The 23,536-nt window shown below is 69.7% G+C and carries 20 protein-coding genes; 8 read left to right on the forward strand and 12 right to left on the reverse strand.

Features of this window, described 5'->3' with window-relative positions; all coding sequences use genetic code 11:
• Positions 1-37: 37 nt before the first annotated feature.
• Positions 38-184 carry a hypothetical protein gene (locus tag ABD785_RS10810; protein ID WP_344825578.1) on the reverse strand — a complete coding sequence of 49 codons (147 nt, stop codon included), beginning with the start codon at positions 182-184 and terminating at the stop codon, positions 38-40.
• Positions 185-400: 216 nt separating this feature from the next.
• Between ABD785_RS10810 and ABD785_RS10815 the strand changes: the two genes are divergently transcribed.
• Positions 401-1,207 (forward strand): SAM-dependent methyltransferase, encoded by an 807-nt coding sequence (locus tag ABD785_RS10815; RefSeq protein WP_344825580.1) that lies wholly within the window; start codon positions 401-403, stop codon positions 1,205-1,207.
• On the opposite strand, the gene ABD785_RS10820 is transcribed toward ABD785_RS10815, so the two are convergent.
• Complete coding sequence (locus ABD785_RS10820) at positions 1,180-2,082, reverse strand: alpha/beta fold hydrolase (RefSeq protein WP_344825582.1); 903 nt, start codon at positions 2,080-2,082, stop codon at positions 1,180-1,182. The genes ABD785_RS10815 and ABD785_RS10820 overlap by 28 nt on opposite strands.
• Positions 2,083-2,190: 108 nt before the next feature.
• Here ABD785_RS10820 and ABD785_RS10825 point away from each other — a divergent pair, with 108 nt between their 5' ends.
• The 3 genes from ABD785_RS10825 to ABD785_RS10835 all read left to right on the forward strand — a co-directional run bounded on the left by ABD785_RS10825 (position 2,191) and on the right by ABD785_RS10835 (position 5,737).
• Positions 2,191-4,155 carry an AfsR/SARP family transcriptional regulator gene (locus tag ABD785_RS10825; RefSeq protein ID WP_344825584.1) on the forward strand — a complete coding sequence of 655 codons (1,965 nt, stop codon included), beginning with the start codon at positions 2,191-2,193 and terminating at the stop codon, positions 4,153-4,155.
• A gap of 86 nt (positions 4,156-4,241) precedes the next feature.
• Positions 4,242-5,096 (forward strand): alpha/beta fold hydrolase, encoded by an 855-nt coding sequence (locus tag ABD785_RS10830; RefSeq protein WP_344825586.1) that lies wholly within the window; start codon positions 4,242-4,244, stop codon positions 5,094-5,096.
• 11 nt (positions 5,097-5,107) lie between these two features.
• Positions 5,108-5,737 (forward strand): class I SAM-dependent methyltransferase, encoded by a 630-nt coding sequence (locus ABD785_RS10835; RefSeq protein ID WP_344825588.1) that lies wholly within the window; start codon positions 5,108-5,110, stop codon positions 5,735-5,737.
• 61 nt (positions 5,738-5,798) lie between these two features.
• Here the strand turns inward: ABD785_RS10835 and ABD785_RS10840 are convergent, their stop codons facing one another.
• Positions 5,799-6,587, reverse strand: coding sequence for a CPBP family intramembrane glutamic endopeptidase (locus ABD785_RS10840; RefSeq protein WP_344825589.1), 789 nt, complete (start codon positions 6,585-6,587; stop codon positions 5,799-5,801).
• Positions 6,588-6,815: 228 nt separating this feature from the next.
• On the opposite strand from ABD785_RS10840, the gene ABD785_RS10845 reads away from it, so the two are divergent.
• Positions 6,816-7,547, forward strand: coding sequence for a DUF4253 domain-containing protein (locus ABD785_RS10845; RefSeq protein ID WP_344825590.1), 732 nt, complete (start codon positions 6,816-6,818; stop codon positions 7,545-7,547).
• A gap of 20 nt (positions 7,548-7,567) precedes the next feature.
• On the opposite strand, the gene ABD785_RS10850 is transcribed toward ABD785_RS10845, so the two are convergent.
• Positions 7,568-8,650, reverse strand: coding sequence for a winged helix DNA-binding domain-containing protein (locus ABD785_RS10850; protein WP_344825591.1), 1,083 nt, complete (start codon positions 8,648-8,650; stop codon positions 7,568-7,570).
• Positions 8,651-8,741: 91 nt separating this feature from the next.
• Between ABD785_RS10850 and ABD785_RS10855 the strand changes: the two genes are divergently transcribed.
• Together ABD785_RS10855 and ABD785_RS10860 are read left to right on the forward strand one after the other, a co-directional pair.
• Entirely contained in the window at positions 8,742-9,368 is a 627-nt protein-coding gene (locus tag ABD785_RS10855) for a TetR/AcrR family transcriptional regulator (RefSeq protein ID WP_344825592.1), read from the forward strand.
• 22 nt (positions 9,369-9,390) lie between these two features.
• Positions 9,391-10,281, forward strand: a complete 891-nt coding sequence (locus ABD785_RS10860; RefSeq protein ID WP_344825593.1) for an SDR family NAD(P)-dependent oxidoreductase — start codon at positions 9,391-9,393, stop codon at positions 10,279-10,281.
• Here the strand turns inward: ABD785_RS10860 and ABD785_RS10865 are convergent.
• The 8 genes from ABD785_RS10865 to ABD785_RS10900 form a co-directional block, all read right to left on the reverse strand.
• Positions 10,278-11,246, reverse strand: coding sequence for a pirin family protein (locus tag ABD785_RS10865; protein WP_344825594.1), 969 nt, complete (start codon positions 11,244-11,246; stop codon positions 10,278-10,280). The two genes, ABD785_RS10860 and ABD785_RS10865, sit on opposite strands and share 4 nt — an antisense overlap.
• Positions 11,247-11,259: 13 nt before the next feature.
• Complete coding sequence (locus ABD785_RS10870; protein WP_425547757.1) at positions 11,260-11,832, reverse strand: transposase; 573 nt, start codon at positions 11,830-11,832, stop codon at positions 11,260-11,262.
• Between the two features lie 595 nt (positions 11,833-12,427).
• Positions 12,428-13,828, reverse strand: a complete 1,401-nt coding sequence (locus tag ABD785_RS10875) for a family 43 glycosylhydrolase (protein WP_344825595.1) — start codon at positions 13,826-13,828, stop codon at positions 12,428-12,430.
• Between the two features lie 1,148 nt (positions 13,829-14,976).
• A complete protein-coding gene (locus ABD785_RS10880) occupies positions 14,977-17,070 on the reverse strand; it encodes an alpha-galactosidase (RefSeq protein ID WP_344825596.1) in 2,094 nt (697 codons plus the stop codon).
• Positions 17,071-17,129: 59 nt separating this feature from the next.
• Positions 17,130-18,164, reverse strand: a complete 1,035-nt coding sequence (locus tag ABD785_RS10885; RefSeq protein WP_344825597.1) for a LacI family DNA-binding transcriptional regulator — start codon at positions 18,162-18,164, stop codon at positions 17,130-17,132.
• A gap of 19 nt (positions 18,165-18,183) precedes the next feature.
• Positions 18,184-19,536: an ABC transporter substrate-binding protein gene (locus ABD785_RS10890; protein WP_344825598.1), complete on the reverse strand. Its 1,353-nt coding sequence runs from the start codon at positions 19,534-19,536 to the stop codon at positions 18,184-18,186.
• Between the two features lie 47 nt (positions 19,537-19,583).
• Positions 19,584-20,402 carry a carbohydrate ABC transporter permease gene (locus tag ABD785_RS10895; RefSeq protein ID WP_344825600.1) on the reverse strand — a complete coding sequence of 273 codons (819 nt, stop codon included), beginning with the start codon at positions 20,400-20,402 and terminating at the stop codon, positions 19,584-19,586.
• 12 nt (positions 20,403-20,414) lie between these two features.
• The gene (locus tag ABD785_RS10900; protein ID WP_344825602.1) at positions 20,415-21,374 is read right to left on the reverse strand and encodes a carbohydrate ABC transporter permease; all 960 of its coding nucleotides are present in this window, start codon (positions 21,372-21,374) and stop codon (positions 20,415-20,417) included.
• A gap of 197 nt (positions 21,375-21,571) precedes the next feature.
• Here ABD785_RS10900 and ABD785_RS10905 point away from each other — a divergent pair, with 197 nt between their 5' ends.
• Entirely contained in the window at positions 21,572-23,260 is a 1,689-nt protein-coding gene (locus ABD785_RS10905) for an RICIN domain-containing protein (protein ID WP_344825604.1), read from the forward strand.
• The last annotated feature ends 276 nt before the right edge of the window (positions 23,261-23,536 follow it).

Consider the following 23,536-nt stretch of genomic DNA (forward strand, 5'->3'; position numbering starts at 1 on the left):
AGGGGAACGGATCCACTGGGACTCCCGCGCGGCATCCTCAGCGTCCGCCGGCCACCGCCGCGTCCGCCTCCCGGCCATAACGGGCGTCGCCCGCCGTCGAGGCGGAGACGAAGAAGTCCCAGAGCCGGCCGGTCAGCCGCGCCGCCGTCGGCCGGGGCGACCGGTCGAGGGCCACGCCGATCATCGAACGGAGGAAGGCGCGGGTGAGGCCGTCCTGGCCGCAGGAGGGGAGCGCAGCTCGCTCTCGTCCATCGATCGAGTCAACCACAGGGGCGCTTTTCGGTCTCCGGTGTTCGGCACGGGTTGCCCGGTTCGCTGGAGGAACGCCCCGTCCGGCTGAAATGATCGAAGTGGAACTTTCAGCAGGGACCGCACTCTTCCAACGCCAGGAGCGCCCTCCATGACCGAGCAGCCCCCCGCGCCGGACCCCGTCATCGACACCACGACGCCGCACTCGGCGCGCATGTGGAACTACTGGCTGGGGGGCAAGGACAACTATCCCGTCGACAGGGAGGTCGGTGAGCAGATCCGGAAGGTGTACCCGGGCATCGTGGACGTCGCCCGGCACTCCCGCGCCTTCCTGGGCCGCGCCGTGCGGCTCCTCGCCGGCGAGTACGCCGTCACCCAGTTCCTGGACATCGGCACCGGCCTCCCCACGTTCGACAACACCCACGAGGTCGCCCAGCGGATCGATCCCGCCTGCCGGATCGTCTACGCCGACAACGACCCGCTCGTCCTCGTCCATGCCCGTGCCCTGCTCACCAGCACCCCGCGGGGCGCCTGCTCCTACATCGACGCCGACGTCCGCGACCCCGCCGCGCTCCTGGACCGGGCCGCCGAGACACTCGACTTCAGCCGCCCCATCGGGCTCATGCTCCTCGGCATCCTGGGCAACGTCTGGGAGCACGACGAGGCCGGGGCCATCTGCGACCACCTGATCGAGGCCCTGCCCTCCGGCAGCTTCCTGGTCCTGGAGGACGGCACGAACGCCGTCGACCCGGAGGCCGCCGCAGAGGCGGAGAAGACCCGAGCCGAGGCCGGTGACCCCTACCGCCTGCGCACCCCCGCCCATCTCACCGGGTTCTTCCACGCCCTGGACCTGCTGCCCCCCGGCGTCGTGTCGGTGTCGCACTGGCGGCCCGATCCCGGGCCCTTCGGCCTCCCGCCCGAGGTCGCCGCCTACTGCGGAGTGGGCGCCAAGCCCTGACGCGAGAGGAGTTCGCGGAGCCGTCCGATGATCTCGGCGGGAGCCTCCTCGGCCATGAAATGGCCCGCTGAGGTGGTGTGGTGCCGGAGGTCGTCGCTCCAGGAGCGCCACAGGGCGGCGGCGTCGTAGCCGAGGGCCGCGCCCCAGTCCTGCTGGACCACCGTGACGGGCATGCGCAGCCGGACGTCCTCGGCGCGGTCGGCCTCGTCGTGGGCGACGTCGATCCCCGCGGACGCGCGGTAGTCGGCGACGATCGAGGGGATCGCCTCGCGGCAGGCGGTGAGATAGGCCGTGCGGACCTCGGCGGGGATCGCGGCCGGATCTGCGGTCCACTGGTCGAGGAACGAGCCGAAGAACGCGTCCGGGACGGCGGCGATCATCTGCTCGGGGAGCCCGGCGGGCTGGGCCATGAGGTACAGGTGCCAGCCGACCGACGCCCGCACCCCGCGCATGACGTTCCACATGTCGAGGGTCGGCAGGACGTCCAGGCAGGCCAGGTGGGTGATCGCCTCGGGGTGGTCGAGACCCGCGCGGAAGGCGACGAGGGCGCCGCGGTCGTGCCCGGCCAGCGCGAACCTCTCATGGCCGAGCGCGCGGGCCAGCGCGACGATGTCGGCCGCCATCGTGCGCTTGGAGTAGGTGTCCGACCCGGTCTCGGCGGGCTTGTCGCTCGCGCCGTAGCCGCGCAGGTCCGGGCAGATGACCGTGTGGTCGGCCGCCAGGCCGGTGGCGACGTGCCGCCACATGAGGTGGGTCTGGGGGAAGCCGTGCAGCAGCACGACGGCCGGGCCGGAACCGCCGACGGCGGCGTTCAGCGCCACGCCGTCGGCGACGGGGACACGGCGGTAGGTGAAGCCCTCGATGACCGGTGACATGATCGTTCTCTCCTTGGTGATCTCGGTGGCGACCTGATGCCCCCAGATTGGCGCGCTCCGATCAGCATCCGATCAGCGCTAGCGTTGAACAGGGGGACAGGAGGCGGAATGGCCGTTCACATGGGGGTTCTCGGCCCGGTCGAGGCGTGGGACGCGGCGGGGCGGGCGATCTCCCTGCACGGCCCGAGGCATCGTGAGGTCCTCGCCAGGCTCGTGGCCGCCCGCGGCCGGATGGTGCCGGTCGCGCTTCTCGCGGAGGACCTGTGGGAGGACCCGCCGGAAGGGGCCGTCGGCGCGCTCCGGACCTTCGTGGGCGCTCTCCGCCGGGCCCTGGAGCCGGACCGGCCGCCCCGGACGCCGCCCCGGCTGATCGTCACCGTCGGGCCCGGATACGCGCTGCGGGCCGCGACGGAACAGGTCGACGCGTGGCACTTCACGGAGATCGTCGCCTCGGCCGCCCCGCCGGCGCGGCTGCTGAAGGACCTGGACTCCGCACTGGCGTTGTGGCGCGGGCCCGCCTACGCCGGATTCCCGCACGCGACCTGGGCGTCGCCGGAACGGGCCCGGCTGACCGAGCTGCGGCTGCGGGCGGTGGAACGCAGGGCGGGGGCGCTGCTCGACCTCGGCCGCGCCGCGGAGGCCGTCCCGGACCTCGACGCGCACGCCCGTGCCCATCCCGCGCGGGAGGAGGCGTGGCGGCTGCTCGCCTTGGCCCTCTACCGGGCGGACAGGCAGGCCGACGCCCTCGAGGTCCTGCGCGGCGCGCGCTGGGAACTCGCCGAGCGTCTCGGGCTCGATCCCGGACCGGGACTGCGCGACCTGGAGGCCGACATCCTGCGGCGGTCCGGCCGCCTGGACGCGCCCGCCGATCCGGCGTCCCGGGTGTGGGCGAGCGCCACCGCCGCGCTGGACGGCGCCTCCGACGCACGGCTGCGCCTGGAGGCGACCGCAGGAATGATGCGAGGACTCGCGGTGACCGGCGCGGACGGCCTGCTCGCCGCCCGGGAACATCGCGCGGCTGCGGTCGAGGCGGCCGAGGAACTGGGCGACGCCGAGCTGACCGCGAGGGTGATCGGTGTCTACGACGTCCCGGCGAACTGGACGCGCTCCGACGATCCCGCCCAGGCCGCCCGGCTGGCCGCGACCGCCGAGCGCACCCTGGCGCGGCTCCCGCCCGACGCCGCGCCCGGGACGCGGGCCCGCCTCCTGGCGACCGTCGCCCTGGAATCGCGCGGCACCGCGTCACCGCGGGTGCGTGCGGCGGCGGAGGAGGCCGAGCGGATCGCCCGTGGCCTGGACGATCCGCCGCTGCTGGCCTTCGCGCTGAACGGGCTCTACATGCAGTCCTTCGCCCGGACCGGCCTGTCGCGGCGGCGCGATGCCATCGGCGCGGAGATCGGCGACCTGGCGGCACGGCGCGGCCTGGCCAGCTACGAGGTGCTGGGCTCCCTGATCCGCCTGCAGTCGGCCGCGGCCGTCGGCGACTTCGCCACCGGCGACGGGCACGCCGACCGCGTGGACCGCCTCGCCGAACGTCACGAGCGCCCGCTCGCGACCGTCTTCACCACCTGGTACCGGGCCCTCCGCCTCGCCGAGGACCCGGCCGCCTCCTTCGCGGTGAAGGAAGCGGCCTACCGCTCCGCGATCCCGCTCCCGGCGGCCGCCGGGATGCCGGGCCTGAGCGAGGGCCTGCCCGCACTGGCCCTTCTCACCCTGAACCTGCGCCACGATCGCCCCCTCGGGCTCGAGGACCCGGGCGGTCCCGGCCCCTACCGTCCGTGGACCATGCCGCTCACACTGCTGTCCGCCGGACGCAGGGACGAAGCCGCCGAGTCCCTGCGCGCCGCACCCGACCCACCCCATGACCTGCTGGCGGAGGGCCTGTGGGCCCTCCTGGCGAGGGCGGCGGTTTCTCTGGGAGACCGGGACATGCTGAGGAGGGCCCGCACGGCCCTCCTCCCGGCCTCGGGCGAACTGGCGGGGGCGGCGAGCGCCCTGCTCAGCCTCGGCCCGGTCGCCGGACTTCTCGCCGACATCGAGACGGCCCTCACCTCCGGCCCCGCAGAGGAGTAGGGGCGGCGGAGCCGGGCCCGGATCCGCCGGAAGAGGCCTTACTGTCGGGACGGGGCCGTCCGATCATGAGCGCTGGGAGGGATGCGATGTTCGCGAAGGTTCGCGACACCACGCTGTTCTTCGACGTCGAGGGGGCGGGGCACGTCCCGTGCAGGGGCGGGATGCGGGAGCAGCCGGTCGTGTTCGCGCTGCACGGCGGGCCCGGCGGGGAGCACGGCGGGTTCAAGCCGGTGCTGTCCGGGCTCGCGGACAAGGCGCAGATCGTCTATCTCGATCACCGGGGGAGCGGCAGGTCCGCCCGCGGCCCCCGGGAGAGCTACACGCTCGAGAACAACGTCGAGGACATCGAGGCGTTGCGGCGGCATCTCGGGCTGGACAGGATCGGGCTGCTCGGAGCGTCCTACGGGGGAATGGTCGCCCTGTCCTACGCCGCCCGCTACGGCGAGCACCTGTCGCACCTGATCCCGGTCGTCACGACGGCGAGCCACCGCTTCCTGCCCCGGGCGCGGGAGATCCTCGCCGAGCGCGGGACGCCGGAGCAGCGGGCGGCGGCCGAGCCGCTGTGGTCGGGGACCTTCGAGAGAGAGGAACAGCTCCGCGCCTACTTCGAGGTGCTCGGCCCGCTGTATTCGCTGACCTTCGACCTGGAGAAGAGCCGCGAACGGCCCAAGATCCTCAGCCCCGACGCGCTCAACGAGGGCTTCGCGGGCTTCCTGCGCACCTACGACGTCACGGGGGACCTGCACCGCATCGACGTGCCCACGCTGGTCATCGGTGCCCGTCACGACTGGATCTGCGCGCCGGAGTTCTCCGCCGAGATCGCCGACGGTATTCCGGCCGCGGATCTGAGGATCTTCGAGCACAGCGGGCACAGCGTGCTGTCGGACGAGCCCGAGGCCTTCGTCGACGTCGTCCGGGGCTTCCTGACCTACACCTCCTGAAGGGGCGCGCCGTGAACCACCGGCATCCGCTGTTCGCCCGCTACTACGCCCGCGCCAGCGTCGCGATGGAACGGGACCTGGGACGGCACCGCGCCGTCCTGCTCGCCGGGCTGTCCGGCCGGGTCGTCGAGGTCGGGGCGGGCAACGGCCTGAACTTCCCGCACTATCCGGCGGCCGTCACCGAGGTCCTGGCCGTCGAGCCCGAACCGCACCTGCGCTCCCTCGCGCGGGCCGCGGCCGCCTCGGCGCCGGTGCCCGTCACCGTCGTGGACGGCCTGGCCGACCACCTGCCCGCCGGGGACGGGAGCCGCGACGCGGCGGTGGCCTCGCTGGTCCTGTGCAGCGTCCCCGATCAGATGAGCGCGCTCGCCGAGATCCGGCGCGTGCTGAGGCCCGGCGGGCGGCTGCGCTTCCTCGAGCACGTCAGGGCCGAGGGCGGTCGGTACCGGATCCAGCGCGTCCTGGACGCCACCGTCTACCCGTTCCTGGCCGGCGGCTGCCATTGCGGCAGGGACACGGCCACGGCGATCGTCGAGGCCGGCTTCACCGTCGACCGGATCGAACGTCTCGGCCGCGCCGACACCGGCATCCCCTTCCCGGCCGCCCCGCAGATCCTCGGGGCCGCGACCCTGCCCGGCTGACCGGGCCGGGCGCCGCGGTCGGGACAGGCGGCCGAGCGTCGGCGGGAACCGCCTGGCGGGGTCACTGTTCGGGGAGCCAGGAGACCTTCCCCGCCAGGGCGACCGATCCGACGAAGGCGACGATGTCGATGAGGGCGTGCGCGACGAGCAGCGGCATGACCCGGCCCCAGCGCCGGTACAGGCGGGCGAAGATCAGCCCCATCACCATGTTGCCGAAGAAGCCGCCGAGCCCCTGGTAGAGATGGTAGCTGCCGCGCACGGCCGCGCTGGTGAGGTCGGCCTTCCAGTCCGCCCAGCCGAGCTGTCCCAGCCGGTGCAGCAGATAGCCGAGGACGATGACCTCCTCGACGACGGCGTTCTGGATCGCCGACAGCACGAGGACGGGGATCCGCCACCAGACGTCGCCGAGCGTCGAGGGGACGATCGTCAGGTTCGCCCCGAAGTTCCGCGCCAGCAGGTAGAGGACGAGCCCGGAGCCGCCGATGCCCGCCGCGACGGCCGCTCCGCGCAGCCAGTCCATGCCGCGCGGCCGCCAGTCGACGCCCAGGGTGCGGCGGATCGGCTCGCCGCCGCGGCCGAGGAAGTGCGCCGTGAGGGCCACCGGGACGAGCGCGTTCGCGACGTAGAACAGCTGCCAGGCCAGGCCCAGCCAGGGGCGTCCTGGAGCGGCGTCGGTCACCAGTGAGGCGGTCTGGTCGTTGAGGGCCTTCGGCGCGGTGATCGATCCGGTGAAGGAGATCAGGGCCGACAGGCCCGACGCTCCGAGGGAGACTCCGAACACCAGCCAGATCTCTTTGGTCAGGATCCGGCGTCCGGGCAGGGTTTCCAGCTGTTCCACTTCCGCACTCACGTCACTGATCGTCGCACGAGAAGTCCGATGCGTACCGCACCGGCCGTTCGAGTGGCAGTAGCATCCTTCAATGCGCCAAGATCCTATCTAGGAACGGTCAAATTCGGAGTGGTCTGAGGCATGGACGATCACCGGCGCGGCAGGGCGTTGCCGGCGGGGGTTTACCGGCTTTTCGCCGACGGGGGAGCGGGTCGCACCCTCAATGTCGGCCTGCCCGAAGGAGCGGTGGTGTGGCCGGATCGCGAGTACCGCCGCGATCACGAGGTCACCCGGCCCGCCTTCTGGCTGAGCGATGAGCCGGTCACGGGAGAGCTGTGGTCGAAGCTGCAGGCGGAGCACCCCTACTCGGGGCTGTGGCCGCTGCTCCTCGACGAGTCGGCGCAGCCGTGGGCGGCCGGTCAGGTCGCGCCCGAGCCCGTGTCGGAGATCCTGGTCTACGACCCGGCCATGTTCATGGCCGAGGTGTGGGCCGACATGATCGAGCCGCGGCTGCGCTACGGCGACGACTTCGAGGACCTCGCGCCCTTCGGCAAGTACTGCCCGGGGCTCGCGCCGCGCGGTGAGCAGATGGCCACGCCGAACGTCGTCGCCGACTGGTACGCGAGCCAGCTCGGCGACGGTTCGACGACCCTGCTCGGGCTCGTCGCGGCCCGCCGCAGCGCCGACGCGCTCGCGGTGATGGGCTGGCAGGGCGCCCTCAACCACAACCAGTGGACGGCGCCGCTCGCCTCGGTGGTGCGCAGCTGGGAGGAGCGGTTCGGGGTCCGGCTGGTCAGGGTCGGGTTCAACACGCTGGAGTTCAGCGTCGCGGCACCGCCGCGCGGCCATGAGCACGCGCTGCACGTCGCGGCCGAGCACTGGGCGTTCTGCCCCGACACCATCACCCAGGGAGCGGGCACGCTCGAGGCCTACGCGCAGGAGATCGCCGGGCGCAACGCCTGGTCGTTCTGGTGGGACTGATCCCCGGTCGCTGGGGCGGGTCAGGCGGGGGGCAGCACCCTGGCCTCCGCCACCTCGCGTCCGGCCCAGCGGGCCAGAGCCAGTCCCTCGGCGGTGAGCGCCTCCTCGTCGGACGGCCTCAGGGGGACGTGCGGGTGCAGCTCGAACGCTCCGTCGGCGGCGAACTTCCACTCGCCGCGCCACAGGCCGTCCAGGAGGAAGGTGCCGCCGGACGCGCCGTGCCCGGGAGGCAGCGGGACCCGGCGCCGCTCCGGGATCACCCGGCTCCTGTCCTTGTGCGAGAGCAGGAGGTTGTCGTACTCGGGCAGCAGCCGCGGGGGCGCGGGGACGTCCTCGGGCGGGCGCGGGGCGTCGGGGAGGTCGTAGAGGAGGCGGCCGTCCGCGGCCCGGAACCGCACCAGATCCAGCCGCTCGGCGACCTCCTTGAGCCGGGTGAGGCCGCACCACAGCTGCACGTCGGCGACCGTCGCGGGCCCGAACGCGCCCAGGTGGCGCAGGACCAGCCGGCCGGGCGAGGGGTCGGGCTCCATGGGCCCGCCCAGCCAGGTCTCGAGCCCGATGAGCGGGGCGGCGGCGGTGCTGGCGCCCCAGACGCCGCGCGGTGTGGTCTGCGCCAGCGGGGTCATGTAGACGGCGGCGTAGGACAGCATCTCGGCGTCGTGGCCGGGGAACCGGTCGGCGAGGGCCCTGCCGAGGGCCGGGCGCTGGTAGGCGGCCTCGGCGGTGAGCTCGCGGGCCGCCGCCCGGAAGGCGGTGCGGTCGAGGCCCTCGATCGCCGCCCGGAAATGGCCGTCGAACCTGGCCTCCAGCAGCCGGTCGACCAGCGGACGCAGATAGAGGGCGTCCTCGGCGGTCACGAGGTGGACCGTCGCCCGCTGCAGGACCGCACGGACGAGCCGCCGCTCCAGCAGGGGCCCCGCGAGGTCCTCGGGAGCGAAGGAGGCGAGCCGGGTCCACAGGCCGACATACGGTGACAGCGGTGCCTGGGCCTGCATCCCGCCGAGGTGGGAGACCATCTCCACGGCGCTCAGGTCGGAGCGCTTCAAGAGGTGCTGCCGGGCGAGGGTGGCCCGGTTCAGTGCCCGGTCGCTGAGCGTCTGCATCGGTCGTCCCCTAGACTGAGACTTGTGGAACAAATTCTTCTGTTCCACTATACAAGAACGGAATACTTCGTTCCACTCTTGGGAGAGGTTCATGACAGCGCTCAGCGGACGCAAGGCGGAGGCGGCCAGGAACGACCAGGTCATCCTGGAGTCGGCGCGAGCCGTCTTCATGGCCGACCCCAACGCGCCGATCTCGGCCGTCGCCGAGCACGCGGGCGTCGGGATCAGCGCGCTGTACCGGCGGTACAAGAGCAAGGACGAGCTGCTCCAGAAGCTCGCCCTCGACGGCCTCCAGCGCTACATCGCCGAGGCCGAGGCCGCCCTCGCCGACGACGGCGACGCCTGGACGGTCTTCGCCGCCTTCATGGAGAGGTGCGTGGACGGCGGCGCGGCCTCGCTCACCCGGCGTCTCGCGGGGACCTTCACCGCCACCGAGCAGCTCAACCAGACCGGCTACCAGGCCTACCAGCTCACCCAGCGGGTGCTCGACCGGAGCCGGGAGGCGGGGGTCCTGCGCTCCGACATCAACGTCACCGACCTGTCCCTGATCTTCGAGCAGCTCCAGTCGGTCGCCGTCCACGACGCCGGCAGGACCGGCCAGCTCCGCCGCCGCTATCTGCATCTGATGCTCCAGTCGATGCGCTCGCCCGCGGAGGCCGGCGAGCTGCCGGGGCCGCCGCCGGAGTGGGAGGAGATCCGCCGCCGTTACGACGGGTGACGAACAGGGCATCACCGACAGTATGAGCGCCGACTACTCTCTGCCCGATCTGACCGGACGGAACGCCGTGGTGACCGGCGCCGACGACGGAATCGGGCTCGAGGTGACCCGGCGGCTCGTGCTGGCCGGCGCCAACGCCGTGATGGCCGTCTTCGACGCCGAGCGCGGCCGGGACGAGGCCGCGGCGATCCGGGCCGAGAACCCGCGGGGAAAGATCTCCGTCGAGCGGCTGAACCTGGCGAGCCTCGCCTCGGTCGACGAGTTCGCCGAGGAGATGGCGGCGCTCAGGCGGCCGCTCGATCTCCTGGTCGGCTACAGCCCGCTCGGCCCGGTGCCCGAGCGGCTGCTCACCGCCAACAACTTCGAGCTGCAGATGGGCGTCCAGCACTTCGGGCCGTTCGCGCTGGTCGGCCGACTGCTGCCGCTGCTGCGCCGGGCCGCGTCACCGCGGGTCGTCACGGTCAGCGACCCGTGCGTGTTCTCCGCACGGATCGACCTGGACGACCTCGACAGCGCCCGCAGCTACCGGCCGCGCAACACCTTCGCCCAGGCCAAGCTCGCCGACCTGCTGTACGCGCTGGAACTGGACCGGCGCAGCGTCCGCAACGGCTGGCGGCTCACCAGCACCGCGGTCCTGCCCGGCAAGGCCGGGCTCCGCGACCGCCTGCCCTTCCTGCCGAACCGCTCCGATCCCGCCCGGGTGGCGCTGCCCGTCCTGTACGCCGCGACCTCCCCCGACGCCAGGGGCGGGGAGATCTACGGCCTGGCCGGCGGCGCCCCGGCCCGCGTCAGGCCGCCCCGCCGGGCGCAGGACCCGGACGTCGCGGCCCGCCTGTGGCGGCTGTCCGAGGAACTCACCGGCGTCGTCTACGGCCAGGACACCCGGTCGGAGGCCGAAGGCCGTTCTCGCTAGCGGGTGCGGCCCCGGGGCTTGAGGGGGAGGCCGGGCAGGGGCGGTGCCGGGATGCGGGGGCCGGCGTAGCCGTGGACCGCGCCGAAGAGGGCGTCCTCAGCGGCCCAGGCATTGCGGTAGCCCTCGATCTCGGCGCCGGTGCGGCCGACGAAGTTCCAGAACATGACGATCTTCTCCTCGAACGGGACGCCCCCCAGCAGGATCAGCCGGGCGTCGGAGTCCGCCTCGACCCGCAGGCCGTCGCGGCCGCAGCCGAGGTAGAGCAGCCGCCCGACCGGGGCCGGATCGCCGTCGACGCGCACGTCACCGGACATCGTGAGGGCCGCGTACTCGAAGTCCGGTTCGAGCGGCAGCCTGGCCCTGGCGCCCGAGGCGAGGGCGGCGTCGGCGCCCAGCAGCGGGGAGAAGACCTCGCCGGGGGAGAGCGCCCCGTCGAACTCGCCGAGGAAGACCGTCACCTCGGCGCCGGGGGCGGTGACGACCGGCAGATCGGTGTGGTGGGCGAAAGCGGGCGCGGTGCCGCGGCTGCCGTCGGGCAGGGCCACCCACAGCTGGGCCCCGTGCAGGACAGGCCGGTGCGGGACCGGCGACTCCTCCGAGTGGGAGATGCCGCGCCCGGCCGTCATCAGGCCGAGCTCGCCGGGCCGCACCGTGGCCAGGCTGCCGAGGCTGTCGCGGTGCAGGACGTCGCCCGCGTGCAGCCAGCTGACGGTCTGCAGCCCGGTGTGCGGATGCGGGGCGACCTGCATACCGGCATCGCCGGAGATGTCGTCGGGCCCGTAGTGGTCGAGGAAGCACCACGCCCCCACCATCCGCCGTCCGAAGGTCGGCAGCAGCCGCCGCACCGGCCGCCCGGGCCCGAGCATGACCTCCTTGGACGGCAGCAGCTCCCGCACCGGCGCGCCGGGCACCCCCGCCGTCCCGCCGCACACCGCCACCGCCGGTTCCCCGTCAAGATTGCTCATGACCTCGAAGTTACTAGGGCCTGTGTCGGGTTTGGATCTTTAGGTGGGTGGGAGGCTGCGGATCCAGATGAGGGCTCCGCGGAGGTGGAGTCCGGCGAGGTAGCTTGCGGCGGCGGTTGGCGTCCTGGTCTTTCTTGATGGGGATGACGGCTTTGGTGCGGCGTTTGCGAAGGTAGGCACGGTTGCCGCGGCTGGAGCAGGCCTTGTCGCCCGCGATCGCGTCCGGGCGGGTGCGGGGACGTCCCATCCGCCCCCGGATCTTGATGTGGGCGATCACTTTCTTGAACTGTGGGCTGTCGGCGGCCTGCCCGGCGGTGAGCACGAACGACAGCGGGCGGCAGCGCCGGCCGGACGCCAGATGCGGCTTGGTCGTCAACCCGCCCAGCGAGCGTCCCAGCAGCGCGGTTCTGAGCCGGATCAGCCGCCGTCGCCGCTGACGGCCGGTGTCGTCACGGCCGGTGCCCTCACGCTCGTCTCCGTCATCGTTTCGAGGCTTTTGTTCCTCGCCATCGCCCTTTTTCGGCGTCGACCGCCTTCTCCAGCGCGTCCAGGAGCCCGGGATCCATCCGCATCCCCGCCGCGTCATGATGCGCACGGGCGGTGGTGGAGTCCACACCGACCAAGCTGACGTCCACCTCGCCCTGTACTCAGCCGGGACGTCCCGCCGCGCCGTCCCCACCCAGAATCTCCACACCACCCCGTTGAACTGTTTACGCAGGCGTGCTTCTGCCAGATCGTCGTCTCCGCGGCCGTGGATAGACCCTAGAGGCCGTCGGTGTGCTTGAACCAGTGGGGACCAGCCCGCTGAGAGGCGATGGAGTTGACGAGGGACAAGGCAGGAGCTGCTCGCACCGGGCCGGTGACGCTGAGGAGCACACCGCCTGCGAGCAGCGCGGCCGTGAGGAGAACCCCTGTTCCTGTAACTCTTCGGTCAGTTACGAGGCTCAAGACGTGTCCTTTGCTGATCGTGCAGACTTGCGACATCGGGACGGCGTCGGCCGCGGAGCCTTCGAAGACTTGGAGCTGCGCTGACCAGGAACAGCGCAACGGCGGTAGGAGGATGGCATCCGTGCTCCTGTCAACGTGAGCAGGCGAACTCGTACTCGACTTCTCCTGGCCTCGATCGCTCGCGCTCGCCAACACCCCACTTGGCTGCGATCGAGGCCAGGCCACCCTTCGGTCTAGGCGATCTGCCACTGTTGGACGGCGGCGCCGTTGCAGGTCCACTGCCGCAGTTCGGCGCCCGGGGTGGTCGCCCAGTTGTAGTCGTCGAGGCAGAGGCCGCTGTGCCGGTTGGTCAGGGTGGAGTAGCCGTCGGCGGCCGCGGTGAGGCGCCACTGCTGGACGGCCAGGCCGTTGCAGGTGTACTGCTGGACAACCGATCCCGGGGCGGTGGCCCAGTCCTTGTCGTCCAGGCAGAGGCCGTTGTGCCGGTTGCTGATCTGGTAGTAGCCGTCGGTGAGCGGGGTCAGATACCAGTCCTGGACGGCGGCGCCGTTGCAGGTCCACTGCCGCGCCTCCGCCCCGGGCGCCGTCGCCCAGTTGTAGTCGTCCAGGCACAGGTTGCTGTGCCGGTTGCGGATCCGGACCGCGGCCACCGACTCACCCGACGGGCCGGGCAGGACGGTAGAAGTCGACACCGGGACGCCCAGGTTCGGGGTGCCGTCGGGGTTCCAGGAGATCTTCTGGGCGCGGGTGGTGCGGGTGGTGCCACAGCCCTGGGAGGCCGAGGAGTTGGCGTGGTAAGCGATCCAGGTCTCGGTACCGTCGGGCGAGGTGAAGAAGGAGTGGTGGCCCGGGGCGTAGACGCCCGCCGCGTCGTTCCGCTGGAAGATCGGGTTCGGGTTCTTCGTCCAGGAGGCGGCGGCGAGGGGGTCGCCGCTCCGGTACTCCAGCATCCCGATCTTGTAGTTGGGTCCGTTGCAGTGGCTGGCCGAGTAGGTGATGAAGGTGCGGCCGTCGTGCTGGAGAGCGAAGGCGCCTTCATTGACGGCGCCCTCCTGGCGTTCCCAGGCCAGGGTGGGCGCGGAGATCCGGGTGCCGAAGGCTCCGGCCGTCCAGGGGTTGGACAGCGGCGCGATGTACAGCGACTGCAGGCCGTCGCTCGGGGCGAACGCGGAGAACATCATGTAGTTCGCGCCGTTGAGCTTGAGCACGGCGGCGTCGATCGCCCAGCCGTTGTCGGGCATGAGGTTGAGGATCCCGCGGACGGTGTAGGGACCGAGAGGGTCGCTGCCCGCGCTCTGCGCGACGTGCGTCCGGCGGGCTCCCCCGGCCTGCTCGACCGAGTAGTACAGATACCACCGGTCGCCGAACATCTCCAGGTGCGGAGCCCACATGGTCGTCCCGCCGGTGCGAACCACGACCTGCTCGGGCGCGCCGCGCAGCCCCGACAGGGTCGTCGCCCTGCGCATGACGACATCGGACGACCAGGTCGTCGCGACGTAGTAGTAGAAGCCGTTGGAGTACACCAGCGTCGGGTCGGCGCTGTTGGGGACGTCAACCACCGGGTTGGTGAACGACGGGCCAGGCGCGGCGAACGCCGGCGCGGGAGCGAACACGACGGCGGCAGCGAGGCTCACCAGCAAGACGCTGAGCGTCGCAACCATTCTTCGCCTGAGCTCACATGCAAGGGTCGATGGCACGGATTCTCCTTGGGGGGTGGGTGCATCGTCGCGCTCAAACGCGGACGAATATCTGAGAACAAGAAGGCATGGCCGCAGGCTGGGCACGCCACAGCTTTCAGTTGGCGAACGGCTAATGCGCCCGCGAATTCGACCCGTCAACAATCGGACTAGCCGAGTCGAGGTCGGCCTCGAATTTCCAGTGAGCGCAATTGAACCCTGCGCGCTGCGACCGGCCAGCTGTAGCATCACGCCAGCTCAGAGACCTACCGAGCCAGGCCGTGGGCACGCATGGGCATTGAGAGGAGCATAGGTTGGATCTTCTTCCCGCATCATCGCAGGTCAGAGGCCATCCTGAATGATAGCGCTAACATTTCGTCGCCTTCCTCACCTCCGCTCAAGTCAGATTTCCCTGAGGATAGGCCGCCCGCTTCTCACGCACAAGAGGCCGTTGAAATTTATTGGAAACATCATGAATCCGAACGCCTGCCGACGGCACCGCCTAGGAAGGTTGTAGAAATCTAGGTATTGACAACCTTCCTAGCCAGAGCAACCATTCGTGGGCACCAGCACTCCATCCGGAAAGCACGAAGAACGGAGGTTGGACAAGCCGGCTGCCGAGGGCGCCGCGGTCCTCGGGCAGGTGACGTTCGTCAATCCAGCCCCCATCAACGCCCTCGGCGTCCCGTGACCGGCTTCCGAGGTAGCGGCCACTGCCGAGCTCGGTCGGCAGCGGTAGGAGCTGGTAAGTCCCCGACCGGGATGAGCAGGCCATCGCTCGACCGCGTTGTATCGCCATCGGTCGGCCACTTGTGGTGCGACGTGGATGTCGCGCACGTCCTTGATCGTCGCCGGTGCCTCGTCGGGGAGCGGGGCGAGGTCGGCTGCCGCTGTATTGCCGCGGGCCTGCTCAGGCCTGCGGGCTCCGGGAATGGCTGATGCAGGGCCTGGTCGATGATCCAGCGCAGGGCGAACTGCGCCATGGTCGTGGCCCATCGGGCAGAACTCTCGAGGCCGCCGAACCCGAACCGGCGTCCATCTCGGTGAATGTCTGCGGGCCGCGCGCGCTCATGCCAAAGCGCGAGCGCGGCGGACTGCGGTGGGGCTCAGGTGAGACGGATCATGTGGGTGAGGCTGCTGGCGTGATCGTCCGATGGCAGGTCGAGGCGGAGACCATGGGATAGCAGCACGGCACCGTGGTGGATTCGGCCCGTTCGGGCCTCACGGTACTTACCGTGAGGGTCGAGGCCTTGGAGTCGGATCGGTTTGGAGCGTTCGGCGAAGGAGTTCGCGATGCGGTAGGCGAGGACGGCTGTGGCCGACTGGTCCCGGGCGAGGTACTGGATGGCGGTTACCGGTGGTGCGGTGAGCCGATACTGGTGGCCGTGCTGGACGAGGGGCCGGATGGTCTTGTAGTCGGATACGAGTTCCGCTGCTTGGGCGAGGTCCTCGGGTGTCCAGGCGTTGAGGGAGCCGCCGAGTGCGAGAACGCCTTGCATCGCGGAGTGGAAGCGGAAGGCGAGGGGGATGGATCGGCCGGTGTGAGGGTTGGGGCTGTCGGTGACCCAGGCGGCCATGACGCGGGCGGGGTAGAGCTGTGAGAAGCCGTTTTGGATGGTGAGGCGGTCAACGGCGTCGGTGTTGTCGCTGGTCCAGACCTGGTCGGTGCGAGAGAGCATCGCGAGGTCGAGGCGGCCGCCGCCGCTGGAACAGTTTTCGATGCGCAAGGCCGGGTGATCGACTCGGAGCTGGTCGATGATGGCGTGGACGTGGCGGGTGTGGTCGATCCAGAGGCGTTCGGGGTCATCGGTTCCGGGCCAGCCGGCTTCAGTGAAGGGCCGGTTCATGTCCCATTTGAGGAAGTCGATGGAGTTCTTGGTGAGGAGTTCGTCGAGCCGGCCGTGGACCCAGTCGCGGACGTCCGGGCGGGCGAGGTTGAGGACGAGCTGGTTGCGCCGCTCGGTACGGCTTCGGTGCGGTTGGTGCAGCACCCAGTGGGGGTGGGCGCGGTAGAGGTCGCTGTCGGGATTGACCATCTCGGGTTCAACCCAGAGGCCGAACTGCATGCCGAGGTCGTGGACGTGTTCGATGAGGGGGGTGAGTCCGTCGGGGAAGCGGTCAGGGTTGGGGGTCCAGTCGCCTAGCCCAGCGCCGTCGTGTGTGCGGGCGCCGAACCATCCGTCGTCCATGACGAACAGCTCGGTACCGAGCGCGTGGGCGTGATCGGCCAGCTCGATCTGCCCGCGGTCGGACACAGCGAATCCGGTGGCCTCCCAGGAGTTGTAGAGAACGGGGCGGAGCTCTTGGGCGTGCGGGATGATGTGGGCGAGTTGGTAGTCGTGCCAGGCCCGGGACGTTCCGCCGAATCCGCCGGTGTTGTGGAGCCCGGCGCTGACGGGAGTGGTGAAGGTCTCGCCCGTGCGAAGTTTCCAGGTGGCGGGGTGGTGTCCCAGTCCGGTGGAGACCGTCACGCGTTCGCTGGGCAGGCGTTGTGCGGTCATCCGCCAGTTTCCGCTCCAGGCCAACGCGCAAGAGTAGACGCTGCCGTGCTCCTCGGTGGCGGTGCCGTCGTCGATCATCATCCAGGGATTGGTGTCGTGTCCGGTGATTCCGCCCTGGCCCGTGAGCAGAGTCTCCCCGTAGGCCAGGCCGGTGCGGTGTAGTCGGGTCTCCGCCGCCCAGGAGCCGCGGACTTGGGAGAGCCGGTAGTCACCCAGCGGCGGGATCACCCAGGTGGCCGAATCGGAGCGTGCGACGGTCACCGGGTCTCCGTCGTTGCGCAGTTCAAGCCAGCGTTCGATGACATCTGTGTCGGGCCGCACGCGGTAGCAGGCGGTGGCGGTCAAAGGGTAGTAGCGGTCGGCGAATATCAGTTTGAGCACGCCGTCGTCGATGTGGGAGTCGCGGTAGAGGAGTTCAAGGTCACGGGTTCCGTCGGCGAAGAGCACCTGTACGCCGGTCTGTCCACGCAGGTGCGCGCCGGCCGCGGCGAGTTCGAGGTGGCCTTCGGCCGGGTTCTCAAAGGAGGGGTGATACGGGCCAGGCGGCTCGATGAGGGAGGCCGCTTGGTCGAGGGTGAGCTTTCGGCCCCAGTGCAGGGATCGCAGCAGGTCTTGCTCGTCGAGATGGAGAACCTGGGTGGTCGTGGGCCCGGACAGGACCCAGAGCCGGAGCCGCGGGTCGTGGGCGATGAGTGGCATGGTGCCCTTTCGGGAGCGAGTCCGGCAGCCCCCTCGGCTGCCGGGCTTGGGGAGGGTCGTCACTCCCGCGGGTGCGCGGGGCGGCGCGGCCCCGTGCTTTCGCGGACGAGGAGCTCAGGTTCAGCCCATGGCGGTGTGAGCGGCGCGTCGGGCTCGAGAATGCGTTGGAGCTGCCCGAAGGCACCCTTGCCGAGTCCTTCGAAGTCGAGGCGAACCGTGGTGAGCGATGGATGGAGGAACGCGGAGGCCGGAGCGTCATCGAAGCCGGCGACGCTGAGATCTCCGGGAACGGAACGGCCGCGCTCGTGGGCCGCACGCAGGACTCCGAGTGCGAGGTCGTCGTTTCCGCAGAGGATCGCGGTGACGTCGGGATCGGCGACCAGGGGACGGGCTGCAAGATAGGCCGACCGTGGACTCCAGCCGGCGTCTGTCGGCGCAGGCACCGCTCGGTCTTCGAGGGCGTCTTGCCAGCCTTTGGCTCGCTGGCTGGTTCCGCTGGAGGACGGTATTGCCAGGTAGTGAACGGTGTGATGGCCGAGGTCGAGAAGGTAGCGGGTGGCTCGGTAGGCGGCGGCGCGGTCGTCGAGCCACACATGCGAGGCGGGTGGCGGGTCGTCGGAGGCGCCGGGGTATTCGATCGCGGCCGCTGAAGGATGCCCGGCCGGTAGAGCCTTCAGGGCGCGGACGCCGGGGGCGTCGAAGGCGATGACGATGACCGCTTCTTCGGGCGTGGCCAGGCGCCCGAGCACGTCGTGCTCGGTCTGGGCCGCGTCGGGGTCCAGGACGCTGATGCCCACGTTGTATCCGGCGTTCCGGGCGGCTTCCTCGATGCCTTTCAGGGTGGCGGCCGCTCCGTACAGGGAGGTGTCGGAGGTCAGGACGGTCACTGATCGGGGACGGCCGCCGGCGAGGGCGGCAGCGGCCCGGTTGGGCCGGTAGCCGAGCTCCTCGATCGCGGCCATCACCTTGACGCGGGTCTCGGCGCTGACTCGTCCCCGGTTGTTGACCACGCGGGAGACGGTCTGATGCGAGACTCCCGCGACCTTGGCGACATCCCAGATGCTCGCTGCTCGGGGGGCGGGAGTCTCGCTCATGACGTCGTTACCTTCCGATCTACTTGATGGCGGCGTTGGAGGCGTCGTTGACCTGCTTGGCGGCTGCCCCGGGGCTCAGCTTTCCGAGCCACACCTGGTTGAAGGCGTCCAGGGCCTTCACGTTGTAGGTGGCGGAGGAGCTGGTGAGCGGGTAGCCCATCGTGGTGCCTTCGGCGGCGGCCTTGAACCCGGTGACGTCGACGCCCTTGGCCTTCCAGGCTTCGGCGAAGTCCTGGTTGAGGCTGCTGATGCCGGGCCAGACCGTTCCGCTTCCGGCCATGATCTTCTGGTGCTCGGCGGAGGCGAGGTACTTCACCAGCTCCCACGCCTCCTTGGGGTGCTTGCTTCCAGCGGAGATCGCTTCGGACAGGCCGTTGAAGACGGTACCGGAGCCCGCCGGGCCCTTGGGAAGGTCCGCGACACCGAACCCGCCGTCGGGCAGTGCGGTGTTGTAGGAGCGCAGCATCCAGGAGCCGTCCATGCTGGTGGCGGCTTGGCCGCGGCCGAGGACCTGGTCGAGGGACGGACCGTTGGGCGGGTTGGTCACCGAGGCGGGGACGGCGACGTGGTACTTCAGGCGCAGGTCCTGGACGAACTGGATCGCCTGGACACAGGCCGGGGAGTCGATCGTCCACTTGCCCCAGGGTGCGTCCTGGAGCTTGCAGCCGTTCTGGAGGCCGAAGTTCCACCAGTCCTGCTGGCCGGTCGGCGCTTGGAGGGCGAGGCCGTACTGCTTGACGTTCTTGTCGTCGAAGCCCGCTTCGTTGGGGTGCTTGCCGTTCTTGTCGACGGTCAGTTTCTGGAGGGCCTGGACGAAGGTCCCGCCGTCGGTGGTGTTCCACGACAGGTTCGCCAGGTCGGTGGCCTTGAGCCCCGCCTTGCCGAGGGCCTTGGTGGAGTAGATGAGACCGATGGTGTCCCAGTCCTTGGGCAGACCGTAGGTCTTGCCGTCCTGCTTCCAGGAGTCGGCGAGCGTCTGCGGGTAGAGCGAGGTGTCGACCTTGTCGGCGGCGATGTCGGCGGTGAGGTCGGTCAGGACGCCCTGCTGGGCGAACTGCGGGAAGTAGGCGACGTGGTCCCAGAACACGTCGGGGGCGGACTTGCCGGCGAGCTGGGTCTGGAGCTTGCTCCAGTACTGGTCCCAGGGGTTGAGCTCGATCTCCACCTTGATGTCGGGGTGCGCCTGGGTGAAGGCGTCCAGCGACTTGCGGATCGGGTCCTTCTGGACCTCGTCCCACATGCCGTAGCGGAGGGTGACCGTACCGGAGGTGGCGGAGTCTCCGTCATCGCCTCCACCGCACGCGGCCAGCGGAACGAGCAGGGAGCTGAGGGCGAGCGCGGTCGCGGCACGCCTGAGGAATCGTCGGGACATGGGGATGGGTTCTCCTTGCGGGGGGCGGGGTGTTCTTCCTCGGGGTGTTACTTGATGCCGGTCAGCGCGATCGACCGGATGATGTTCCGCTGGAAGGCCAGGAAGATGGCGACCAGAGGAAGGAGGGCCAGCGCCGCCGCAGCCAGTACCAGGTTGTACTGGGAGGCGTACTGGCTCTTCAGGGTGGCGATGCCGAGCGCGATGACCCGGGTGCGGTCGCTGTTGGTGATGATCAGCGGCCAGAGGATGTTGTTCCAGGTGTTGACGAACGTCATCGTCGCCAACGTCGCCAGGATGGGACGGCTCAGCGGGATCATGATCCGGGTGAAGACCGTCATGGTCGACGCGCCGTCGATCCGGGCGGCCGACTCCAGGTCGACCGGGATGGTCTTGAAGTACTGCCGCACCAGGAAGATCGCGTAGGGCGCTCCGAAACCGAACACGTACGGCAAGATCAGGCCCGGATAGGTGTCCACCAGATCGAACTGCCGCATGAGCAGGAACAACGGAACGATCGTGACGATCTGCGGGACCATCATCGTCGCCACGTAGGCCCAGAACAGCAGCTCCCGGCCGGGGAAGGCGATCCGGGCGAAGGCGAAGGCGGCCAGGCAGCTGAACACCACCTGCAGGACCGTCACCACGGCGGCGACCACGAAGGTGTGCCACAGGAACGAGGACATGTCGTACTCGCCCCACACCTGGGAGAAGTTCGCGAACGTCGGCGACGTCGCGGGCTCCCACGCCGGCGTGGTGAGCAGCTTGTCAGGCTGCTTGACCGCCGAGTTGAGCGTCATCAGGTAGGGCGCGACCGATACGAGGGCGCCGATGATCAGAAAGGCATACAGCCCGGTCTTCTTGAACATGTGCATCACTCGTCAGCTGAAGTCGTAGATGGTGCGCTTGCGGAAGTAGAGGAATTGCGCCGCCGTCACCAGGAGGATCAGCGCGAACAGGGCCATCGCCATCGCCGCGGCGTAGCCGGACCGGAAGAGCTGGAAGCCCTGCTGGTAGATGTGGAAGGTCAGCGTGTCCGTCGCGCCCCCTGGCCCGCCTTGGGTCATCACGTAGACGGTGTCGAACATCTGGAACGAGCCGATCGTGTTGGTGACCAGCACGAAGAACAGCGATGGCCGCAGCAACGGCAGGGTGATCTGGAAGAAGGTCCGTACCGGACCGGAGCCGTCGACGTTAGCCGCCTCATACAGCGAGACGGGGATCGACTGAAGCCCTGCCAGCAGGAACAGCATCGTGTAGCCGGTGTACTGCCAGATGTTCACCGACGCCACGACCGGCATCGCCCAGCCGGAGTCGGTCAGCCAGTCCGGCCCATCGATCCCGAAGACTCCCAGCATCTTGTTGATGGCGCCGTACTCCGGATCGAACACCCACGTCCACACGATGCCGAGCGCGACCGGCATCGCCATCCACGGCAGCACGTAGATCACCCGAAACAGGTTCCGGCCTCGCATCCTTCGATTGAGCGCCAACGCCAGGAGGAGCGCGAGGACCGTCTGAGCCGGGATGTTCAGCACCACGTAGTAGACCGTGTTCCGCAGCGACCTCCAGAACTCCGAATCCCCGGCCATCTCGGTGTAGTTCCGCAGGCCGACGAACTCCGGATCGCCCATCAGGTTCCAGTCGAAGAGGCTGACCAGCGCCACTCCGAGCAACGGAGCCAACAGGAAGATCACAAAACCGGCGAGGCTCGGCGCGATGAGCAGATAGCCCTCGACGGCCGCCCGCCAGGCGTGCCGCCGAGCGCTCTTGCGAGCCCTGGCACCCTGGCGGGTTGGATAACCTCCCGAGGTCGACGGGGGCCTGGTACGTACGCTCACTCGACTGCTCCGAACTGAACGGCCTGGCGGGCCGACGGGGTGGGACGATGAGAGGAGTGTTATCGGTAACACCTCTATCGTCAAGAGCCCGACCTGATTTTCTTCAGGGCCTTGACGAAGGGCTCATTGCCTCCTAGAAAGTCGAGTTACCGATAACACACAGCCTCCCAAGCTGTGCACCCCCCCGAGGAGGACACATGTCTTCAAAGCAGGTCTCGTCCAGAGGCCGGCGGTGGAAGGCGGCCACCGCGGCCACCATCACCGCGATCGCAGGCCTCGCCGTGCTGCCCGCCGGCCCCGCGGCAGCCGCGACCAACCCGCTCGTCAGCGCCGCCTCCGCGCGGTGCCTGGACGTGAAGGGAAACGTCGACACCGCCGGCACGCCCCTGGACATCTGGGACTGCAACGGCCAGGTCAACCAGGCCTTCGAGTTCACCTCGGCCGGCGAGCTCCGGACGATGAACGGCACCCGGTGTGTTGACGCCTTCAACAACCAGACAACGGCCGGCGCTCAGGTGATCATCTGGACGTGCAACGGCCAGGCCAACCAGCAATGGCGGCTCAACGCCAACGGATCGATCACCGGTGTTCAGTCTGGGCTCTGCCTGGACGTCGACCACGCCGGGACGGCCAACGGCACCAGCGTGATCCTCTGGACGTGCAACGGGCAGACCAACCAGAACTGGACCGCCCAGCCCACGCCCACCACCCTCGTGGTCAACGCGGGATCTGTCGTCCGCCCCGTCACCCGGGTCGGGAACGGCACGCTGTACGGCCTTTCCGACGCGAGCACCCCGTCGGTTTCGATCATGCAGCCGCTCAAGCTCCGCCAGCTCCGACAGCCGCCGCCCAACACCCAGCACAGGCCCAACGGATCCCCCGTCCCGATCGGCGACACCCTCGTCATCGCGGCCAACGCCAAGGCGATCGGCGCCGTCATCACCGTCGACATGGCCGACAGCTTCGACGGCTTCCCCTACATCTGGACCAGCTGGAGCGACTGGTACGCCCGGATCGACAAAATGATCGCCGACGTCAAGGCGCGTCCCGACATCACCAACATCGACGCCTGGGAGATCTGGAACGAGCCCGACTGGACGTGGCCCTCCGCGACGGGCGTCTCGTTCAACGACGGCTGGGTCAACAGCTACCGGCGGATCCGCCAGACCGAGCCCAGCAAGGGGATCATGGGACCCAGCGACTCCTACTGGGACGTCAACCGGATGCGCGCCTTCCTCACCAACGCCAAGGCGACCAACACGCTTCCGCAGATCATCTCGTGGCACGAGCTGAGCGGATGGCAGCAGGTCGACGACAACGTCGCCGCCTACCGGGCGCTAGAGACCGAACTCGGCATCTCGCCGCTCCCCATCTCGATCAACGAATACGCCACCCCGTCCGAGATCGACGTTCCCAGCGCCGCCAACCACTACGTCGCCCAGTTCGAACGCTCTGGCGTCCGCGACGCGGAACGGGCCTTCTGGTACGAGGCCGGCACCCTCAACGGCCTGCTCTACAACAGCCAGCCCACCGCTTCGTACTGGATGTACAAGTGGTACGCCGACCAGACCGGCAACATCGTCCAGGTCACCCCCACCGCCACCAACGACGCCGTCGCCTCCTACAACTCGAGCACCCGGTCCGTCAGCGTCGTCTTCGGTGGACAGTCCGGTAACGGTTCCATCCAGGTCAAGGGCCTCGCCGCCCTCGGATCCACGGTCACCGCCACCCTCGACTACGTCCCCGGAAGCGGACGCCAGACCAACATCGGCTCGACCACCCGACTGTCCTCGACCAGCTACACCGTGACCAACGGCACCATCACCATTCCGATCACCGGCCAAAACCCGAGCGGTGCCTACAACCTCACCCTCACTCCGCAGTAAGCGCATGGTGTGCCGACCGCACGAGCGTGGTCGGCACACCATGCCCTCGCGGGCGCCTGCGGCCTCGCAGTCACCTCGCCGGGAGTGTCTGACCCGCCCGAAGGTTTCCGGACGTTCTCCCCACTAAAGATGGGGCCTGCCTAGATCTTGACCCTGCGGGACTGGTAGAAGGGACTGTATGGGCCACCCCGAGTTGGTTGGAGGCTCCGATACCTGGAAGGGTGAGGAGTTATGGCACCACCGAGGAAGTATGCCCCTGAGCTGCGGGAACGGGCT

Source organism: Actinocorallia longicatena, from assembly GCF_039534125.1.
In the GTDB taxonomy this organism is placed as follows: domain Bacteria; phylum Actinomycetota; class Actinomycetes; order Streptosporangiales; family Streptosporangiaceae; genus Actinocorallia; species Actinocorallia longicatena.

What these genes read in the sequence shown, in the direction of transcription:
- ABD785_RS10810 (WP_344825578.1), bottom strand. Translation starts at nt 184, where the DNA reads ATGATCGGCGTGGCCCTCGACCGGTCGCCCCGGCCGACGGCGGCGCGG.
- ABD785_RS10815 (WP_344825580.1), top strand. Translation starts at nt 401, where the DNA reads ATGACCGAGCAGCCCCCCGCGCCGGACCCCGTCATCGACACCACGACG.
- ABD785_RS10820 (WP_344825582.1), bottom strand. Translation starts at nt 2,082, where the DNA reads ATGTCACCGGTCATCGAGGGCTTCACCTACCGCCGTGTCCCCGTCGCC.
- ABD785_RS10825 (WP_344825584.1), top strand. Translation starts at nt 2,191, where the DNA reads ATGGCCGTTCACATGGGGGTTCTCGGCCCGGTCGAGGCGTGGGACGCG.
- ABD785_RS10830 (WP_344825586.1), top strand. Translation starts at nt 4,242, where the DNA reads ATGTTCGCGAAGGTTCGCGACACCACGCTGTTCTTCGACGTCGAGGGG.
- ABD785_RS10850 (WP_344825591.1), bottom strand. Translation starts at nt 8,650, where the DNA reads ATGCAGACGCTCAGCGACCGGGCACTGAACCGGGCCACCCTCGCCCGG.
- ABD785_RS10855 (WP_344825592.1), top strand. Translation starts at nt 8,742, where the DNA reads ATGACAGCGCTCAGCGGACGCAAGGCGGAGGCGGCCAGGAACGACCAG.
- ABD785_RS10860 (WP_344825593.1), top strand. Translation starts at nt 9,391, where the DNA reads ATGAGCGCCGACTACTCTCTGCCCGATCTGACCGGACGGAACGCCGTG.
- ABD785_RS10865 (WP_344825594.1), bottom strand. Translation starts at nt 11,246, where the DNA reads ATGAGCAATCTTGACGGGGAACCGGCGGTGGCGGTGTGCGGCGGGACG.
- ABD785_RS10870 (WP_425547757.1), bottom strand. Translation starts at nt 11,832, where the DNA reads ATGACGCGGCGGGGATGCGGATGGATCCCGGGCTCCTGGACGCGCTGG.
- ABD785_RS10880 (WP_344825596.1), bottom strand. Translation starts at nt 17,070, where the DNA reads ATGCCACTCATCGCCCACGACCCGCGGCTCCGGCTCTGGGTCCTGTCC.
- ABD785_RS10885 (WP_344825597.1), bottom strand. Translation starts at nt 18,164, where the DNA reads ATGAGCGAGACTCCCGCCCCCCGAGCAGCGAGCATCTGGGATGTCGCC.
- ABD785_RS10890 (WP_344825598.1), bottom strand. Translation starts at nt 19,536, where the DNA reads ATGTCCCGACGATTCCTCAGGCGTGCCGCGACCGCGCTCGCCCTCAGC.
- ABD785_RS10895 (WP_344825600.1), bottom strand. Translation starts at nt 20,402, where the DNA reads ATGTTCAAGAAGACCGGGCTGTATGCCTTTCTGATCATCGGCGCCCTC.
- ABD785_RS10905 (WP_344825604.1), top strand. Translation starts at nt 21,572, where the DNA reads ATGTCTTCAAAGCAGGTCTCGTCCAGAGGCCGGCGGTGGAAGGCGGCC.